The sequence below is a fragment of the Nitrospinota bacterium genome (genome assembly GCA_009873635.1).
Lineage (GTDB): Bacteria > Nitrospinota > Nitrospinia > Nitrospinales > VA-1 > LS-NOB.
On record WAHY01000027.1, the window covers coordinates 5,134 to 22,495 of the forward strand.

General features: G+C 42.6%; 17 protein-coding genes. 6 read left to right on the forward strand and 11 right to left on the reverse strand.

From position 1 onward, the window contains the following. From F3741_11455 to F3741_11465, 3 genes are all read right to left on the reverse strand, one after another. Positions 1–1,299: peptidase (locus F3741_11455; protein MZG31395.1), on the reverse strand; the 1,299-nt coding region annotated here is incomplete at its 3' end. Further along, entirely contained in the window at positions 1,296–2,195 is a 900-nt protein-coding gene (locus F3741_11460) for a hypothetical protein (protein ID MZG31396.1), read from the reverse strand. The genes F3741_11455 and F3741_11460, both read right to left, overlap by 4 nt. Before the next feature lie 6 nt (positions 2,196–2,201). Continuing rightward, positions 2,202–2,846 (reverse strand): helix-turn-helix transcriptional regulator, encoded by a 645-nt coding sequence (locus F3741_11465; protein MZG31397.1) that lies wholly within the window; start codon positions 2,844–2,846, stop codon positions 2,202–2,204. 343 nt (positions 2,847–3,189) lie between these two features. Here F3741_11465 and F3741_11470 point away from each other — a divergent pair, with 343 nt between their 5' ends. After that, positions 3,190–3,585 carry a hypothetical protein gene (locus F3741_11470; protein MZG31398.1) on the forward strand — a complete coding sequence of 132 codons (396 nt, stop codon included), beginning with the start codon at positions 3,190–3,192 and terminating at the stop codon, positions 3,583–3,585. A 26-nt stretch (positions 3,586–3,611) separates the two neighbouring features. Here the strand turns inward: F3741_11470 and F3741_11475 are convergent, their stop codons facing one another. Genes F3741_11475 through F3741_11485 form a run of 3 tightly spaced genes read right to left on the reverse strand, consistent with a single transcriptional unit; the run spans position 3,612 to position 5,393 of the window. Next, complete coding sequence (locus tag F3741_11475; GenBank protein MZG31399.1) at positions 3,612–3,794, reverse strand: hypothetical protein; 183 nt, start codon at positions 3,792–3,794, stop codon at positions 3,612–3,614. 58 nt (positions 3,795–3,852) lie between these two features. After that, on the reverse strand, positions 3,853–5,064 hold the full coding sequence (locus F3741_11480) for a radical SAM protein (protein MZG31400.1): 1,212 nt from the start codon (positions 5,062–5,064) through the stop codon (positions 3,853–3,855). Continuing rightward, complete coding sequence (locus F3741_11485) at positions 5,061–5,393, reverse strand: hypothetical protein (GenBank protein ID MZG31401.1); 333 nt, start codon at positions 5,391–5,393, stop codon at positions 5,061–5,063. The genes F3741_11480 and F3741_11485 overlap by 4 nt, the downstream gene beginning before the upstream one ends. Positions 5,394–6,087: 694 nt before the next feature. Between F3741_11485 and F3741_11490 the strand changes: the two genes are divergently transcribed. Together F3741_11490 and F3741_11495 are read left to right on the forward strand one after the other, a co-directional pair. Continuing rightward, entirely contained in the window at positions 6,088–6,858 is a 771-nt protein-coding gene (locus F3741_11490; protein MZG31402.1) for a biotin--[acetyl-CoA-carboxylase] ligase, read from the forward strand. A 111-nt stretch (positions 6,859–6,969) separates the two neighbouring features. Next, complete coding sequence (locus tag F3741_11495; protein MZG31403.1) at positions 6,970–8,061, forward strand: alkene reductase; 1,092 nt, start codon at positions 6,970–6,972, stop codon at positions 8,059–8,061. Positions 8,062–8,096: 35 nt separating this feature from the next. Here F3741_11495 and F3741_11500 read toward each other — a convergent pair whose 3' ends face one another. Both F3741_11500 and F3741_11505 read right to left on the reverse strand, forming a co-directional pair. Beyond that, positions 8,097–9,212 carry a HEAT repeat domain-containing protein gene (locus tag F3741_11500; protein MZG31404.1) on the reverse strand — a complete coding sequence of 372 codons (1,116 nt, stop codon included), beginning with the start codon at positions 9,210–9,212 and terminating at the stop codon, positions 8,097–8,099. Next, on the reverse strand, positions 9,212–10,057 hold the full coding sequence (locus F3741_11505; protein MZG31405.1) for a glycosyltransferase: 846 nt from the start codon (positions 10,055–10,057) through the stop codon (positions 9,212–9,214). Before F3741_11505 ends, F3741_11500 begins: the two co-directional genes overlap by 1 nt. Before the next feature lie 307 nt (positions 10,058–10,364). Here F3741_11505 and F3741_11510 point away from each other — a divergent pair, with 307 nt between their 5' ends. The 3 genes from F3741_11510 to F3741_11520 all read left to right on the forward strand — a co-directional run bounded on the left by F3741_11510 (position 10,365) and on the right by F3741_11520 (position 13,519). Beyond that, positions 10,365–11,369, forward strand: coding sequence for a polyprenyl synthetase family protein (locus F3741_11510; GenBank protein MZG31406.1), 1,005 nt, complete (start codon positions 10,365–10,367; stop codon positions 11,367–11,369). 114 nt (positions 11,370–11,483) lie between these two features. Then, positions 11,484–11,999, forward strand: a complete 516-nt coding sequence (gene amrA, locus F3741_11515; GenBank protein MZG31407.1) for an AmmeMemoRadiSam system protein A — start codon at positions 11,484–11,486, stop codon at positions 11,997–11,999. Between the two features lie 320 nt (positions 12,000–12,319). Beyond that, positions 12,320–13,519, forward strand: coding sequence for a HAMP domain-containing protein (locus F3741_11520; GenBank protein MZG31408.1), 1,200 nt, complete (start codon positions 12,320–12,322; stop codon positions 13,517–13,519). Positions 13,520–13,629: 110 nt separating this feature from the next. Here F3741_11520 and F3741_11525 read toward each other — a convergent pair whose 3' ends face one another. The 3 genes from F3741_11525 to F3741_11535 form a co-directional block, all read right to left on the reverse strand. Continuing rightward, positions 13,630–15,228: a SulP family inorganic anion transporter gene (locus tag F3741_11525; GenBank protein ID MZG31409.1), complete on the reverse strand. Its 1,599-nt coding sequence runs from the start codon at positions 15,226–15,228 to the stop codon at positions 13,630–13,632. Positions 15,229–15,300: 72 nt separating this feature from the next. After that, the gene (locus tag F3741_11530; GenBank protein ID MZG31410.1) at positions 15,301–15,687 is read right to left on the reverse strand and encodes a CBS domain-containing protein; all 387 of its coding nucleotides are present in this window, start codon (positions 15,685–15,687) and stop codon (positions 15,301–15,303) included. A 404-nt stretch (positions 15,688–16,091) separates the two neighbouring features. Further along, positions 16,092–17,362, reverse strand: a 1,271-nt coding sequence (locus F3741_11535) for an NADP-dependent isocitrate dehydrogenase (GenBank protein ID MZG31411.1), incomplete at its 5' end; no start/stop codon positions are given.

Consider the following 17,362-nt stretch of genomic DNA (forward strand, 5'->3'; position numbering starts at 1 on the left):
ATTTAGTAGTTTTGCAGAAATAATGTTAATGGACTTCATCAGGGCTTTTTTCAAAATAAGATTCCCAGCAAACTCCTCATCAAAATTCTGCGGGCTCCACGGTTCGCTGCCGGGGATATCTATAGTCAGCGGCTCATCCACAACCACAGTAGCAGGCGAATAACCCAACTCCTCCATTGCAGTAAAATATACAAAGGGTTTAAAAGAAGAGCCGGGAAGACGGTTGCTTGAAACCGCCCGGTTAAATTGACTGTGCGAATAGTTTTTGCCGCCAAGCATGGCTCGAATCGCACCACTTTTATTCTCTATGGACACTAAAGCGGCCTGGAGCGGCCCTGTTCCCGGCTCCTTTTCTATTTTCTCTTCTAAAGCTTCTAAATGGTTGTGAGCACTGTTGACCGCAAACTGCTGGTAGCGGGAATCCAACGTGGTGATAATCTTCAATCCCCCAAAGTGTACGAACTCCTTGCCATAGTCTCTTTCCAACTGTTCCAATACGCGATCTACAAAATAAAGGTTTGGATTCGACTCTACCCTGGGATTAACAAGGTCAAGATCGGACTGTAAAGCTGTATCTTTTTCATCCACACTGATCAGCTTTTCAGCCACCATCCTGTCTAATACGTATTTTGTTCTTTGCATCGCCCTTTCAAAATATGAAAAGGGATTCGCATTATTTGGAGAATTGGGCAGGCCCGCAAGGAGAGCCGCTTGAAGTAAAGAAAGGTCCTTGGCACGTTTTCTGAAATACACCTGGGCCGCCTCCTCCACTCCATAAGCACCACTACCAAAATATATCTGATTGCAATATGCCTGAAGTATTTGATCTTTACTGAAGGTTGCCTCCAGCTGAAAAGCAATCAACAGCTCTTTGATCTTACGAACCCAGTTTCTCTCAAAAGAAAAAAACAAGTTCTTGGAAAGTTGCTGGGTAATAGTACTTCCTCCCTGAGCAATCCTTTTTTTACGGATGTTTGTCCAAAGCGCCCGCACTAAACCTCTATGGTCTATACCGCTATGATTGTAAAACCGCGAATCTTCAACACTAATGATGGCTTTAGTAAAAAAGGGAGAAATATCCTCCAGGGCTACAGGGTGCCTCTCACCAAGAATTTTTAGGCGTTCTCCATCTGATGAGTAAATTTCTGTGGGCAGGCTTAAGTTGATATGTTGCAGGTCCTGGGGGAGTTGAGGTAGGTCCTGTTTTAACCAGAAATACAGTCCAGCCACAATCAGAACTACAAATATAATTGAAGTAACCAGAAACAGGTTCAGGGCATGGAGTAAGCGGCCTATCAAGGACTCTCTCCTATAGAAGGCGGTGCGCCATCTGAACTCGAGTCAGGCAGATCCGTTTTTTCGATTTGTGACATCATGTTATTCGCCAATTCCATTGCTACAGGTATTAAAAGTACCCCTGTGTAATAATCCGTGTCATACTCCACTCCAAATAAAAAGTGCTGAGAAAGCTCCCCTGCAGGTGAGTCTGAAATGCCAATACGGGTTACATGATAGTTTTTTCCTAAAAACCATCGAGGTTCCGGAAATACTGCTTTTTGAGTCGTGGTGTCCAGCGATTTTAAGACAGGAAGAAACTCAGAAATAGGGAAAATCCGGTTAGCTGTAAACTTTGCATCTTCAAGAGTCCCCCGTTTTACGGTCCTAGTAGCCTGAACCTCATATAAAGTGTCTACAGATAAAAATAGTTCATGAATAGGAATATTTTGACGGTCTATAAACTGCAGGGTGATCCACGGACCAAAACGCTTCAGGAAAACCCGATCCCAGTTTTTATTAGAATCTAAGTCAACCAGATCATATGAGGATATGATCCTCTCCGACCACTGCCCTGGAAAATCAAAATAAAGTTGTAGAAATTTTTCACGAGAAACTATAAGAGGAAATCCGGGAGAAATCTCTTCAAACAAATGTTTGAAGGAAGCAATTCCCAAGGCTGCTTCTTCCTGAAGATCCAGAGAAGATCGAATTGATTTTATCTTGGCTTGTGCTACCAGGGATTGCCGGTCCCGATCCCACATTCTACCTAATTGAGGCCTTTTGTGGTTTTGCCACTTTAAGTAATAACCGACACTTTTTTCAAACAGGTTGGTATAAAACTCAAGGAAAAGGAATGCGGAAAGAACAACCAATCCGGCGACACCGTGCCACGACTTTCTGACACCAGTATATTTCACTGAATATTATTTCACCGTGGTTTTATTAATACTCCGGGTGAGCATTTTAAGCTTGTCTATCTTCTCTTGCAAAGCTTTTTTATCCAGCTTTTTTCTGCCGGGTCTCCGTTTGGCTTTAGGTTGGTGTTGAGAAGCTTGAGAGGACTTTTCAAAACCAGGTTCTGTATCGTTTTTGCTAATTTGATCCTTGCTGACTTTATCCTTCTTTGAGTCGGCAGTATTGACCAATTCCGCAATTTGCCCAAGGTTTGCAAGACATTCTTTTTGCATGTGGGGACCCATTTTTCGAAAAAGAGTCAATATCTTTCTCTCATCATCATTCAAGGTAATAATTTCCTCACGAAAAGGATTATTGAAAACCACAGAACCTTCCTTGAAATTAATAGCACCCACCTCTGTTGATGATACGCTTTTATTCAATTTCTGCAGTGGAGCAACATCATTCTTACCCACTTCTGAAGTCAATAATTGCTCCAGAGATATATTTCCGAGCCTGGCAATTTTTACTAATACTGACACAGGAGCATCTCTGGCCCCTGCTTCATAACGAACAAAGGTGCGAAACCCCACCTTTAGAATTTCCGACATCACGGATTGAGTGCAACCCAGTTCTTTGCGGATCGCCTTCAGGTTCTTAGCCAAAATTGACATGAAAATTCCCAGCAAAAGAGAGTTTAAGTACTATCCATAATAATCCATGAATTTTTTCAATACAAGCCGTGAAAGTCATATCTAGCCTGGCCATTCCATTTATTCGTATTTCTACAAAATAAATAAAAAGAACGCAGTTTGGGCAGTTTCTTTGTCAAAAATCCCAACATCAAACACAAAAAATAAGGATTTTTCTTGATTTAAGTAAAAATTTTGACAGCCCTAAAACCATCATAAGCCTAATATTTTTAACTAGTTGCAGCACTTTTACCTTGAAGGAGGTAAATGGCACCGGTTTTGCTGTTACACCCGTATATATTTTTTAACTTCAGGAGAAATACTTATGGAAGATTCTGACGAATTTTTGGACCATGAATATGAAAAGTTAAATGATGCCATTTTGGAATCCATCGTAGCGTCCAAAGATGTGCGAGATATCCTTGCCAGGTTTAAGGAACAGAATCAAATGAATGAAAAGGCTGTATTGAATCTGTTTTTAAGTCTTGATGAACTGTACCAGATGATCAGCGAAAAATACTCGAACTCCAGCAACTACAAACTCGAACCCAAGCAATCTTCATCAGAAAAGATCAGAAAAAAAGAAAATAAACCACCTTTAGTGGAAGGAAGCGTTATTGATGGAAAAGCATTGACGCTGAACGAAATCCTTTTTGAAAAGTATTTCCAGGGAACTTTTGACGAAGCCGACTGGATGAAGAAAGCCCGCGTTCGTTTTTAACCCAATTCAGGACAAAAAGCGGATGGTTATTTCTCGAAGATTTTGGAATCGCAGGAAATATATTTGATCTGCTTCAAGGGAATCACAAAAATTTCTTCAGAAGTCGTCACCTCAAATAATTCTAAATCATCACTGAACCCATGCTTTTGGGTTGTATCCAGAATTAGTTCCTGGTTATCCACAAACACAATTTTTAGCCTGTACTGCATTCCCATTCCCTTTCCATCTTTAAAACCGCTCCTGAATTGCCCAAAGTTTACTCATCTCCTAGTTGGGATGTGCAATGGCCTCAAACTTTTTCGATAGAGGATTTCGCAGATAATCTTCGACATAATTTTTCAAGTAACCCTTTTCATACAGTTTTTTATTTGAAAGATCAGAATTCACCTTGTTGAGAACCTTAAAACGTATGCGGGGGAAACGTTCTTTAAACTCATCAAAAGAGACTCCCGAAATATCTCTTTCATCATTAGAAGATTTCTCCATGATTACACGTGGAAGATGCACCACCCTCTGATTAGTTATTCTTTTAGCAACATCACTGAAAGTCAATAAAGTTGTGCAATCTGAGTCACCCCCAAGTGTTTCATTGGGAACATAGAGAAAACGGGCACGCCCTCGGCGAAACATTTGCAAAACTCTGTAAACGTTGCCTGCCATGACGATCCAGTCTTTTTTTTCCAATTCACAAGCATCAAACGTTTTTATTATTTTATTGCGATTCAGAAATGAGGTAATGTCTGACTCAGTATGAATCATCTGGACATTTGGCAAATTCATTTCATAAATTCTTTTTGATTCATCAGCGAGATACCGTTTTCCCTGCCTCATTAAAGCAGTGGTTTTCTCATCAATATACTTTAGAGGAGTCAAGCAGCCCATCCAAAGCAAACAGTTTTTGTTGATTTTTGAGATGGTTTCTGCATCTACAGACATGGTGCCGGGACCAAATGAGTAGAAATTGGCCGAAGTTACAGCCGGACCATCCAACACCTCCAAAACCTGATTGACAGTCGGCCCCTTTGGCATTAATTGCTTTCGATAAGAACCCAGCGTAATCACCGAGAGTTCAAAATTAATGCGCCCTGGAAACTTTTCCGCAAGCCTGTTAATCCTTTTCGGGTCAAAGTAACCCACAGAAAACATAATGATGTTCTTATCCGTCCTTTCCAGGAATTCTTCAATCCAGTCCATCGCCTTCGGGTGCAAGGCAAGGTCAGTCCACTCCATATATTCGTTGCCCCCCAAAACCCAGGACTCTGTCTCACGAGTGGGGTAAGTCTGGATTTCATTTAAGATGAACTCCCAATCCTCTTGTGTTGTGAGGGGCATATCAAAAGTCTGGCGGTAGCTATGATCCATCTCATAACAAAACGTACATTTCACAGGGCAGGTTTTTCCCAGGCTTAAAGGAATTTTTCGATCCCTGATCTCTCTTCTCATAACTTCATGAAGAAATTCCCTGTTTTCTACACTCATTGCCATTCCTTAAAAGCATTCATTAAAGACTCATCAACCGGAACTTCCTGACTCTGACCCGGTTCAAGACCTTGAATCAATTTGTTGAGATGAACTGCAGCGCAACCCATGTAGGCGATACTTTCCTGTTGCAACTTATAACTACCCGACTTCAACTTCGCTCCCAGCTCATCAACATGTTTAGAGTCAAAGGGGTGAGTCATTGCGGATTTTTTAAACTCCTCAATAGCTTCCTTGAAATTTTTCTTTTCATGTAACGTGATGCCACTTTTCAGGCTCTCCTGGGCAATGCGAACTTCTTCCACCGTTATACTATTTTCTTCCGCCATGGACTCGTATCTCCTTGATTCTTGAACAAAAAGAAAAAGATGACGTTTGAAGATCCAGAAGAGTATGGATCTCAAACTCCCACCTTTTCCGGCCAACGCAAATTTACAGGCTGACCGCAACACTGATCACCTTTTAATTTAGCCTATTGTAGCACTGACTTTGCAAGGCTTTCAAGCGATTAGCCGGGCATTAATAATATAAGAAACGGTAAATAACTCAGCGGAAAGCCGGGAAGGAAGGAAAAAAATTCATGAACGCAAAAAGGCAGGGAACCCTATCGTTCCCTGCCAAATACTCATACCTATTTACCACGCAAGGTCACTGGCAATAACAGCTCACATGCGTGAGAAAAGGTTATTGCTACCTGCATAAGCAGATTAATGTTTCTCTTCAGCGGCCTCATGACCTTCGGGTGGTTCGCATTCTCCCTCATAACACCTTTGTTCCAGGGAACAAGAAGCCATAACCAACACGAGTGAAATCCAAACAAATGAAGCTAAAAACTTTTTCATCCAGCCCTCTCCTCTCAAAAGGTTTCGGTTTCCAAATCAATGTTTCCCAAGCGTGAAACCGTTTTTGGAATAAGCTTTTTATCAATATTTAGATAAGATTTCAATCATTTTCTGGTAATTTCCTTTACAATATACGCAGATAAGATTTTATACCACAGACCTTTAACTTCAAGGAGTTACCTTGGGTTCATCTTTCGATATTGATATTTCAGCCCTTCAGAAAAGGCTCAATACCATCAGGATTGGTCATCCACTAAAGGTTCTACCTCAAACTGATTCTACCAGTGAGGAAATTCGGCGTGACCTGACCCTGCCAGAAGGGACCGTTGTTATTTCCGATTTACAGACTCATGGGCGTGGCAGACAAGGGCGTACATGGCATTCTGAGTCCGGTACCGGGCTCTATCTCTCGATACTTTTAAAGCCCCATTTGCCCCCAGAAAACCTGCACTTCATCACTCTGATGGCAGGGGTAGCGACAGTTTCCGCCATACAACAAAATGGTGCGAAGCAGGCAAGACTAAAATGGCCTAATGACATCCTATTAAACGGCAAAAAACTTTCAGGCATTCTATGTGAACATATCCCCGGCAAAGCAGTAATCGTAGGAATAGGAATTAATATGAACCAGACTCAGTTTCCCAGCGATATCCAGGATATTGCCACTTCAATGAAAATGGAAACTGGGAACTCAATCAATCGCGCAGACCTTATTCTCAGTCTGCTGAAAAACCTGGACTGCGGTTACGAAGAGTATCTAAATGGGAACAAACAAAGTCTTCTTCAAAAATGGACATCTAATACAGACATGTTTGGTAAAACAGTGACCGTCCATCAAAAGGGGGTTTCTATAACGGGTATAGCGATGAGTCTCGACTCTGATGGCAGACTCATCCTGCAAACCTCAGATGGAGAAACACATATTCTTGGTTCGGGAGAGCTTTTAACCTAATGCACAAAGAATACATGTTCTCCATCAAATGAAATTTTTGTTAAGCACCTAAAAGTAGACGAAGGATATTAATTATAAAATTTCAAAAAATTGTCTTCAGGAGATTTCAAAATGACAACCCGTCCAACCGAATTGCTCAGTTCATTTCAATTGGGCGATATAAAACTTGATAACCGTGTTGTATTAGCCCCTATGACGCGAGCCAGAGCGGGTGAGGAACGAATGCCCAACAACCTGATGGCGGAATATTATTCGCAAAGGTCCTCCGCAGGGCTTCTCATTACTGAAGCTACCGTTATTTCCAAACAGGCCAATGGTTGGGTCAATTCCCCCGGTATTTACTCTGACAGGCAAGGTGAGTCCTGGGAAAAGGTCACCAGGGCAGTTCATAGTAGGGGGTCATATATATTTCTACAGTTATGGCATTGCGGTCGGGCCTCACACAGTGCTTTTCATAATGGAGAACCGGCTGTGGCCCCCTCAGCTATAAAACTTAATGGAGAATATATACACACCCCACAGGGGAAGAAAGATCACGAAACACCTCGGGAACTCAATACCAATGAAATACCAGCCATTGTCGAAGACTATAAAAAAGCAGCCTCTCGAGCTAAGAAGGCAGGATTTGACGGCGTAGAGATACATAGTGCTAATGGATACCTTCTGGACCAGTTCCTCCAATCCAGAACTAACAAGCGTTCTGACAGATATGGCGGATCGGTGGAAAACAGATTCAGATTGCTAAAGGAAACAGTCACAGCCGTCACAGAAGTCTGGCCTGCGAACAGGGTAGGAGTTCGATTGAGTCCTAATGGAAACTATAACGATATGGGTTCTGAAGATTTCCGTGAAACCTTCACCTATGCTGCAAGCCAGTTGGATAAAACCGGGTTGGCTTACCTCCATGTGATGGACGGCATTGGATTCGGTTTCCATGAACTTGGGGAGCCAATGACATTACTGGATTTCCGAAAAGTTTTTTCCGGTCCCTTGATCGGGAACTGTGGATACACTCAAGAGACAGCAGAAGAGGCCATTGAAGAAAAAAGGGCTGACCTCATAGCATTTGGACGCCCTTTTATAAGCAACCCTGATCTTGTGGATCGATTTCGAAACGGCTGGCCTCTAGCTCCAGATGCTGATATGAGTATATGGTTTTCTTTTGAAAAAGAAGGCTATACTGATTTCAAACCTTATGCTTAAAAAGAAAATACGACCGTCAGATGTAAACAGTTGGATTACCGCAATAGATGTATAATATTGCCAGCCGCGTAGGTTCGGACAACTTCCAGAGAATCCTGCAACAATTCCGCTAAAATTGGAAACGCTTCAGGACCTCCCATCATTCCCACAGCACGCACCGCCGCTGTTCGTACCCGAGAGTGTTTATCCTCCAATGCAATTTTCAACAGCCTCACACGGTCAGGAACCTTCGATTCTCCTAAAACACGCGCGGTAGAACTTCGCACAGTATAATCGGTATGCTTCAACAACTCTTCGAACACTATCTGACAGGATTCAGACCCCATTCGGTTCAGTGCCAGTGCAGCCGATAATTTCACCATTCCATCGTTGTCGGCACATAAAGGGATTAAATCTTCCTCTGCAACACGCATATTACTCATTGCCAAAGCAGCAGCCTGGCGAATGGATGGATTTTCGCTCCGAAGCAACTCCCTGAGTTTTGGCAACATTTCAATTGTGGATTTTCCTTCAAGAGCTTTCAGGCTATAGAACACCATTTCCGGTTCTGCATGGTTGAACAACTCTGAAAGGTGAGGCAGAACTGCCTCAGTACCAATTTTACCCAGATAGCCTATGGCCTGATATCTGCGGTCAGGTATAGGGTGTGTGAGTGGGTCCAGAACGTCTTCCAAATATTTTTCTTCACCGTGCTTAACCAACCCGGAAGATGCCGCCATTCGTACAGGGACATCGTAGGACTTCAAAAATCTACGCACTTCGTCCACCACTTCCGGCCCACCTTCATCCCCCAATATTTCAACTGCGGCACTGCGAACCCAAATATCGGTATCTTCTGTCATCCTGCGTGCCGCCTTCAAGGCCTCGGAGGTGGAAACCTTCTGCAACCCCTGCAAGGCAAACAAACGGGTTGTTGGGTAAACATCTTCAGTGGCCTTATTGAGTAGAGGCGCCAACTCAGCATCCTGGGATTCTCCCGCCGCTCGTGCCGCCGCCGCTCGCAAAAATGCCCTCTCACTTTTATACGCCTCATACAAAATTTTTATACTGGTCTCACGGATCTTATTCACAACCGTATCCGGCCGTGATTCCGCAATTCCCATCTGTGGAAAAAATATTATTAAAAATATAAAACTCTTTAATCGATTCATCACACCAAATTTTCGCTGCTGCGGGCACAATACTTAGCCGCAAGGCTCTGATAATGACCCGCTTCCTGTGTTTTACCTCTTTTACTATAGCCAGCAACAAGAATACCGCATTTTTCATGGAACATTTCCAAAACCCAATCCTTTTGTTCTTCCTTTAAATCATTTTCAAGCAAGAGTTTTTCCAGCGCCTGAACCCTCCAGCGATCCATTCCCCAATACTTACGCGATAACTGATCAACATGTCCACCACGTTTTATTATTAGCTTCTCTTCAATAAAATAAAAAGGAACACGCTTTGAAAGACGTAACCATAAATCGTAATCTTCACAAACTGACATCGACTCATCGAACCCCCCAACATTTCTCAACAAATCAGCATTCAGCAATACTGAAGAAGGGCTGACAATACAAAGGGGCAGACAATAACGAAAAATGTCCCCGGAATATTTACGATGCTTGTTCATAGCATTAACCCGAACCCCATTACGAATCCAGATTTCATCTGTATAGACCGCATGACAACCAGGGTTGCATTCGACATAATTCACCTGTGCATGCAGTTTCTCTTTTTGCCACAAATCATCTGAGTCTAGAAAAGCGATCCATTCTCCTTCAGCTTGCTCCAGGCCTATGTTTCGCGCATAGGAAACCCCTCGATTCTCTTCCAGTTTAATATGCTTGATTTTGGGAAACTGGCACACCACTTCAGTTGTATTATCTGTTGATCCATCATCTACAACAATCAATTCAAAGTCTCGATAACTTTGATCCAGCACCGACTGAATCGACTCAGCGATACAATAACCACGATTGAATGTCGGAATAATGACAGAAACCTTATTCATTTATATTTAGCCCTTTTATTCTGTGGAGCAGACTTTGTACAATCCTGGCATAAAATCGGTTTGGGAAAGGCATGTTCCCACCTGCCCATCAAACTTGAAACAGCCCTAAGTTCAATAGGGTACGCTAATACAAGCATATCACAACCAAATACCAGCCATAAATGCCTTGACAAACCCGCTAAATTCCCATAAAACTAGTGCCTTTCCAATGAGTAACGGATTAAAAAACAGCCTACTAGCCGTGCTTTTCCCTAACAAGCAAAAATAAGGGACAAATCAAGGAGTGGCTTGACATTTCAGGTTCGATATGGATTTCAGGGACGTCACACAGGAATTAAAAAACGATCTAACCAGGGTCGAAAAAGCAATTAATGAGAACTATAAGTCAGATGTACCCCTGATTCCAGGAATCAGTTCATATCTTATGAGCTGTGGTGGCAAGCGCATCCGACCCATTCTCACACTGCTTGGGGCCAAGCTATGTGGACGCGAGACCGATGATACGGTTGTCAAGCACGGTTGTGTGGTCGAATACATCCATGCTGCCACACTCCTGCACGATGATGTAGTCGATGAAACCACTGTCCGTCGAGGCAAAGAAACCGTAAATGCTAAATGGGGGAGTGATGCCAGCATATTGGTTGGAGATTTCCTCATATCCCGTGCGATCCTGATTCTGGCACAGGATTGTGATCGAAAAATCATTCAGGCTGTTACTGAAGCTACAAAAGTTCTTGTCGAAGGTGGCATTCACGAATATACCGAAGCCCGTAATATCAAAGTAAGTGAAAAACATATACTTGATGTGATCCACCGAAAAACCGGATCCATGATTTCAGTAAGTGCCCGATTGGGAGGCCTTCTGGCAAATGCTACCGAACAGCAGGAAACAGCGATAATCTCTTTTGGCGATGATTTTGGCATGGCCTTTCAGTTGATGGATGATGCACTCGACTACAATGCCAACGAAGCAGTACTAGGCAAACCACCGGGAACCGATTTTAAAGAAGGGCATGTCACCTTGCCTTTGCACCACCTTTATCACAACGCTGACCGGTCACTGAAAAGAGAGATTGAGGGTTTCATTAAAAACGAAAACTTAACTGAAAAAGACTTACAGTATGTCCTTGGACATATGCACAATCATAAATCAATAGAATATACTGTAAATTTAGCAAGGTTTTATATTGATCGTGCCAAATCTCATCTTAGAAAAGCCCATTTTCCTGCCCCAGAATATATCGAACACTTTGATGCGGTAGCAGATTATATTCATAGCCGGCACCAGCCTGACGTCGCGCTCAAAGCTTAACCAGCCAGCGCCTTCATCACAGCTCAATCAAACATACCGAACTGCTCGAACCCACATATATCTCATCCTGTTACTTTTGCTATATAATGGCAGGTATTATTCGCTGAGAAAAATATGATGCCTTATCATCCATTGGTTGATCTTGCCATTCGTTCAGTTAAACACTATTTAGAAAATGGAGAATTCCTCCCCTGCCCCAACCCAATACCAAAAGAAATGCAAACCCAGGCGGGAACTTTTGTCTCAATAAAAAAAAACGGCCTGTTAAGGGGTTGTATTGGCACTATTTCACCGAAATATGACAATATCGCTGAAGAAGTCATTAAGAATGCTATCAAAGCGGCTAAAGAAGACCCCCGGTTTCCTGCTATAAAAAAGAACGAACTAAATGAACTCACCTTTTCGGTAGATGTTTTGACCCCACCAGAAAAAATTGGCAACACCAAGTTATTAGATGTAAGTCACTATGGGTTGATAGTAAAGCAAGGGGAAAAAAGAGGACTACTTCTACCAAACCTGGAAAACATCAAAACAGTTGAGCAGCAATTGAAAGTTTGCTTGAAAAAAGGCGGAATCAAAGAAGCAGAAAATTTCGAGCTTTACCGCTTCAAGGTTAACAGGTACACCTGACAGAAGTTTTTTACTGAGATATAACCAAAAAAATGAGATTTCAACCCCACCGATCCATCTAGTTATATCAACCTATATCAGAGTGGATTGGGAGGCAATATTTTGAGCTGTATGACCGGATGAGGGAGAATAGGTGCTGTTTCCTTGAATATTTGAAAAAAATAATGGAAAAATAAGTTAAATCCTCAAAATAGACTTTAAGTTATGTAATAATTGAACAGCAAACAAAATTTACTGTTCTCATCCTATCTTCCTGATGAAATTTAATAGAGAGTATTAGCACTTTAGATTCCGAATGAAATGGAGTGAATGACTAAGAGATGTTTAATTTTAGAGATATGACAATAGGCAAGAAAGTAGGTTTGGGTTTTGCGGTCCTCACCCTGATTTTAATGGGAGTTGTATTGCTCACCATTCAACAAGTGAGAACCATGGAAGTAACGACTAAAAGAGTGGTTGAGCTTCGAACCCCTACTGCTCATGCCAGTCTTATGATGTTAAATGGCATGAACCATTCGTTAGCTTCTTTGCGTGGATGGATTCTTCTGGGCGATCCCAAATTCAAAACAGAACGTTCAATAGCCTGGAAAGAGCAAATTAACCCTTCCCTAAAGTTAATGCATGAGCTTGCTCCGAGATGGACAGACCCAGAAAACAAAACCCGGTTAAAGTCTATTGAAGAAGAAATCAATAACATTAAAATGGCACAAAAGAAAATTGAAGATATCGCCAGAAGCCCGGAAAACTCCCCGGCTCAAAAGATACTTTTCAATAAAGCAGAACCTTTGGAAAAATTTATTGTCGATACCCTTTCTAATATGATCAAGCTGGGCATGAAAGACAATAAAACCAAAAAAAATAAACGGCTTGTAGAAATTCTCGCTAATATTGAAACCACAACCAGCTTGGCTTTGGAAAGAGCGGATGAATTTTTATTATCCGGCAAACAGGAGTTCAAAAAGGAATCCCTGGAAAACTGGAGAAAAAATTCTGAGTACAGAGAATTATTAAGCAGAAATATTAACAACTTTAACAAAGAGCAGTTGAAAAATATTGAGTTTGTACAAAACAAACTTGATAAATTCGGCCCTTTATTGGAAGAAATCATTCGTATACGTTCCGGTGAAAAATGGAATCTGGCCAATTATTGGCTAAAGACAGAGGCTGCCCCCGTTGCATTCCGAATCAAAGAACTTTTGAATGATATGACCTCGGTTCAAGAACAATTGCTGGAAAATGATGTTGCGGAGATTTCCAGAAAAACTCATTTTTTGATAGTCCTGCTGGTGGCTTTGTTTGTTACCGCAGCACTGATCAGCGGTGTATTGAGCGCAAATATCGCCCGCTCAATCAGCGAACCTATCCTGGAAGTATGTAAAATGGCAGATGAACTCGCACATGGAAATTATGAGGGAAAACGCCTGCCAGCTAGTTCCAGAAATGAATTGGGCAGCCTGAGTCAAAGTTTCAACCAGCTTTTGGATCAATTGCAGAAAGAAAAGTCAGAAAATAAAGATTAATTATTTAAAAAAATAAAAGGGCTATCATTAAAATTTTAGGCTTTTCACCTGAGAGGTGGGAAGGGGGGACTGATCTCACCCTGAAACCAGCATAAGTTTCCGGGTATTGATCACTCATCAATTGATGTGTACATAGCTTTCACATTCAACTCCAGGCCTTTATCTTTGAAAATCTTTTTCCAATCTTCAATTTTAGACATAACCCTGCGGTCTACAAGTTTTGTTTCTGTGATATCCAGAGTTACCCGCTTCCCATCATCAAGAAAACGTTGAAGCTGCCTCTGCAGAGGAATCCACGAACTAAAAATGATGGACCCCCGTAAAAAGATGGTGATTGATTGATCTCTTTCAGGAATGATTTTGGCGTTCAAACTAAAGACGGATCCACCACGAATAAAGTGGATGATGATCTTGACAGCAATCCCAATTGCCAATCCCTTCAACAAATCCGTGGCAAGCACACCTAAAATGGTCGATACGAAAATAACAAACTGGTCTCTTCCTTCACGGTATATAGTTATAAACTCATGGGGAGAGGCAAGGCGGTATCCTGTGATAACCAATAACGCTGCCAAAGCAGCGAGCGGGATTTGATTAATCAGTCCCGGAATGAGTGCGACACAGAGCAGCAAAAACATCCCATGATAAAAATTGGCAAACCGGGTTTTAGCCCCGTTATCAATATTGGCCTTACTTCGGACAATTTCAGAAATCATGGGCAGTCCACCAATGAAAGCGGATAATGTGTTGGCCATTCCGGTTGCCAACAAGTCACGGTCCAGGTTTGTTTTTCGCTTCCACGGGTCAATCTGATCAATTGCCTTTGCACTCAGCATGCTCTCCAAAGTTCCAATGATCGCAAAAAGGAGGGTGTATTTAATACCGGTCTCCGTGGTTATTCCCGAAAAGTCAGGCAGCGTCACAGCGTTCAGCAAGTTACCGGGTACATTGACTAAAAATTTTTGACCCAATTCGAAGGTTTGGCTATTGAACGTATAAGTCCCCTCCACACCTATTCCCAAAAACGTTCCCAACGGAACAATTATCAACAACATCAGCATGGGGGCAGGAATAACTTTCAACCTGGGATTATTAATGTATCCATAGCTTAAAACAATAGCTACCCCCAAAAGACCTATGAGTCCTACTCTGGGGTTCATGTTGATAATAAAGGAAGGGATACTAGCGAGTAATTCCAGAGGTGCGCCCTGTGGGCTCAGACCCATCAAGACAGGAAATTGTTTGGAGATAATAATGATTCCAATGGAAGCCAGCAAGCCGTGAATCGCTGCTGACGGAAAAAGCTTCATAAGCACCCCTACACGAAAAAGACCCAGTATAATTTGATATATACCAGCCACAACACCGACACCCAATGCCAGTCGATAGGCTTGAAAGTCTTTTTCAGGGTCCACTCCACCAGTAAAGCCGAATTCCTGCACACAACCTAATGCGATAACAATCAATCCTGCAGCAGGTCCCTTAATTGTAAGTTCTGAATTGCTAATGAAGGTGGCAACTAATCCGCCAATGATGGCAGTAAATATACCGGCAACGGCGGGGTAACCCGATGCTAGAGAAATCCCCAAACATAGTGGTAAAGCAATAAGAAAAACTAAAAATCCTGAGAGGATATCGTGTTTAAAATGAGATTTAAATCCATTAAAGTTACCCTTGGGAACTTCAGTAGGATTTGATGGCATACCCATGGATATTGTTTCCTCTTTTCACACTTAAAAACAAATCCGTACTGGTGAGCAACAGTGTTTTTTAAATGTTTATTAATAGACTGACTTGCCCCCTCCACCCGCTATCATATCCTTTGTTGTAAGGATACCTACAACATTGCCCTCTTTTGTCACTGCAAGATGTTTGATTTTTTTTCTTAGCATAAGTTCATTGGCATCGCTTCTAGGCAAATGGTATCCCATGCTTATAATAGGCTTAGACATAACAGAAGACATTTTTGTCTCTTTAGGGTTCAAACCTTTGGCAACCAGTTTTTGCACAAGGTCTGTTGAAGTCACAATACCCACATAATCTGCTCCTTCTTTTATAAGAAGGGAGGTTATTTTTTTCTCGCACATTAATTGCGCCCCAACCTCAGCCGTCGAATTTACATCAACACTCAATGGAGGTGAGCTCATGAAGTCTGCAATTCTATCCATAAATACTCTCCCTTCTATCGTTTATTATTGGAGCAGGATAACATGGGTTGCATAGGATGAAAATACTGCTATCACCTTTTATTTGAGGTCATAACTCTGAGTGAAGTACGTCAAACCAACAAAAATAAGACAAATTAAATATAACTGAGAGAGCATATCTTCGCAATCTCTTTTCAACTTAATCTTCTAATTTTAGCAAATCTGAAAACCAGTAAATGAAAAGAGAAAATTACCAATTCTCATATTCCCCGAAAGTCCCGGAGTAACAGCAATATGTTCATCGTCAATAAAAACTTAACATATATGAACTCAGTCAAATACTTGCTATTAACTCCGGAGACAATATCCGAGGAACATGAATTAAAATGTTCAAACATTTAGAACATTTATTGTTGTTATAGTTATTAATTCAAACTATTCAGAATATTATTGAACGTGTCGCTGGGCCGCATCGCGGAAGCAACCTTACCGGCATCGGGTCGGTAATAACCACCGATGTCTTTCGGTTGCCCCTTGGCAGCGTTCAGCTCTTCAATAATCGTATTCAACTTGGACTCAAGCTCCTGCGCCACAGGACCAAATTTGGCTTTGAGTTCCGCGTCTTCGTCCTGCGATGCCAGTTCCTGCGCCCAGTAAAGCGCTTCATACACATGCGTTCCGGCATTGTCCAGCTCGCCCACAACACGGCCCGGTGACTTCTTGTTCTCCATTAATTTACCCGTTGCGCGTTCCAGGGCGTCGGCCAGCACCTGTGCTTTTGAGTTGTTTTTGTAACGGCTCAAGTGCGCCAGCGATTCAGACAAGGCCAGGAACTCTCCCAGAGATTCCCATCGCAAGTGCCCTTCTTTGACAAACTGCTGGACATGCTTGGGCGCGGATCCTCCCGCTCCGGTCTCAAAAAGACCGCCGCCGGCAATCAACGGAACGATTGACAACATCTTCGCGCTGGTTCCCAACTCCAGAATCGGAAACAAGTCCGTCAAATAGTCTCGCAGTACATTACCGGTCGCACTGATCGTGTCCTTACCTTCTTTCGCTCGTTGCAGCGAATGCTTCATCGCGTCTACAGGAGCCATAACCTGAATATCCAATCCATTCGTATCATGGTCTTTCAGGTAAACGTCCAGTTTCCTGATCAACTCCGCATCATGCGCACGGTCCTTGTTCAACCAGAATACTACCGGTGTATTCGACAGGCGGGCTCGGGTCACAGCAAGCTTCACCCAATCCTGAATCGGGATATCTTTTACGATGCAGCTTCTGAAAATATCATCTTTTTCAACTGGCTGTTCGATCAGGGTGTTGCCCGCGGCATCAACAAGACGGATCGCACCGTCGCCAGGGGCTTCAAACGTTTTGTCGTGTGAACCATATTCCTCGGCCTTCTGAGCCATCAGGCCGACATTCGGCACGGTTCCCATCGTGGTCGGATCGAACTCGCCGTTGTCCCGGCAGAAATCAATGGCAGACTGATAAATCCCCGCGTAACTGGTGTCCGGTATCAGGGCAAGGGTATCGTGCTCCTTACCATCTGGACCCCACATCTTCCCTGAGGTGCGGATGGCCGCTGCCATCGAGGCATCGATGATGATATCACTCGGAACGTGCAGGTTGGTGATCCCTTTATCGGAATCCACCATTGCCATTTCAGGGCCATTATCCAGGCAGGATTGCA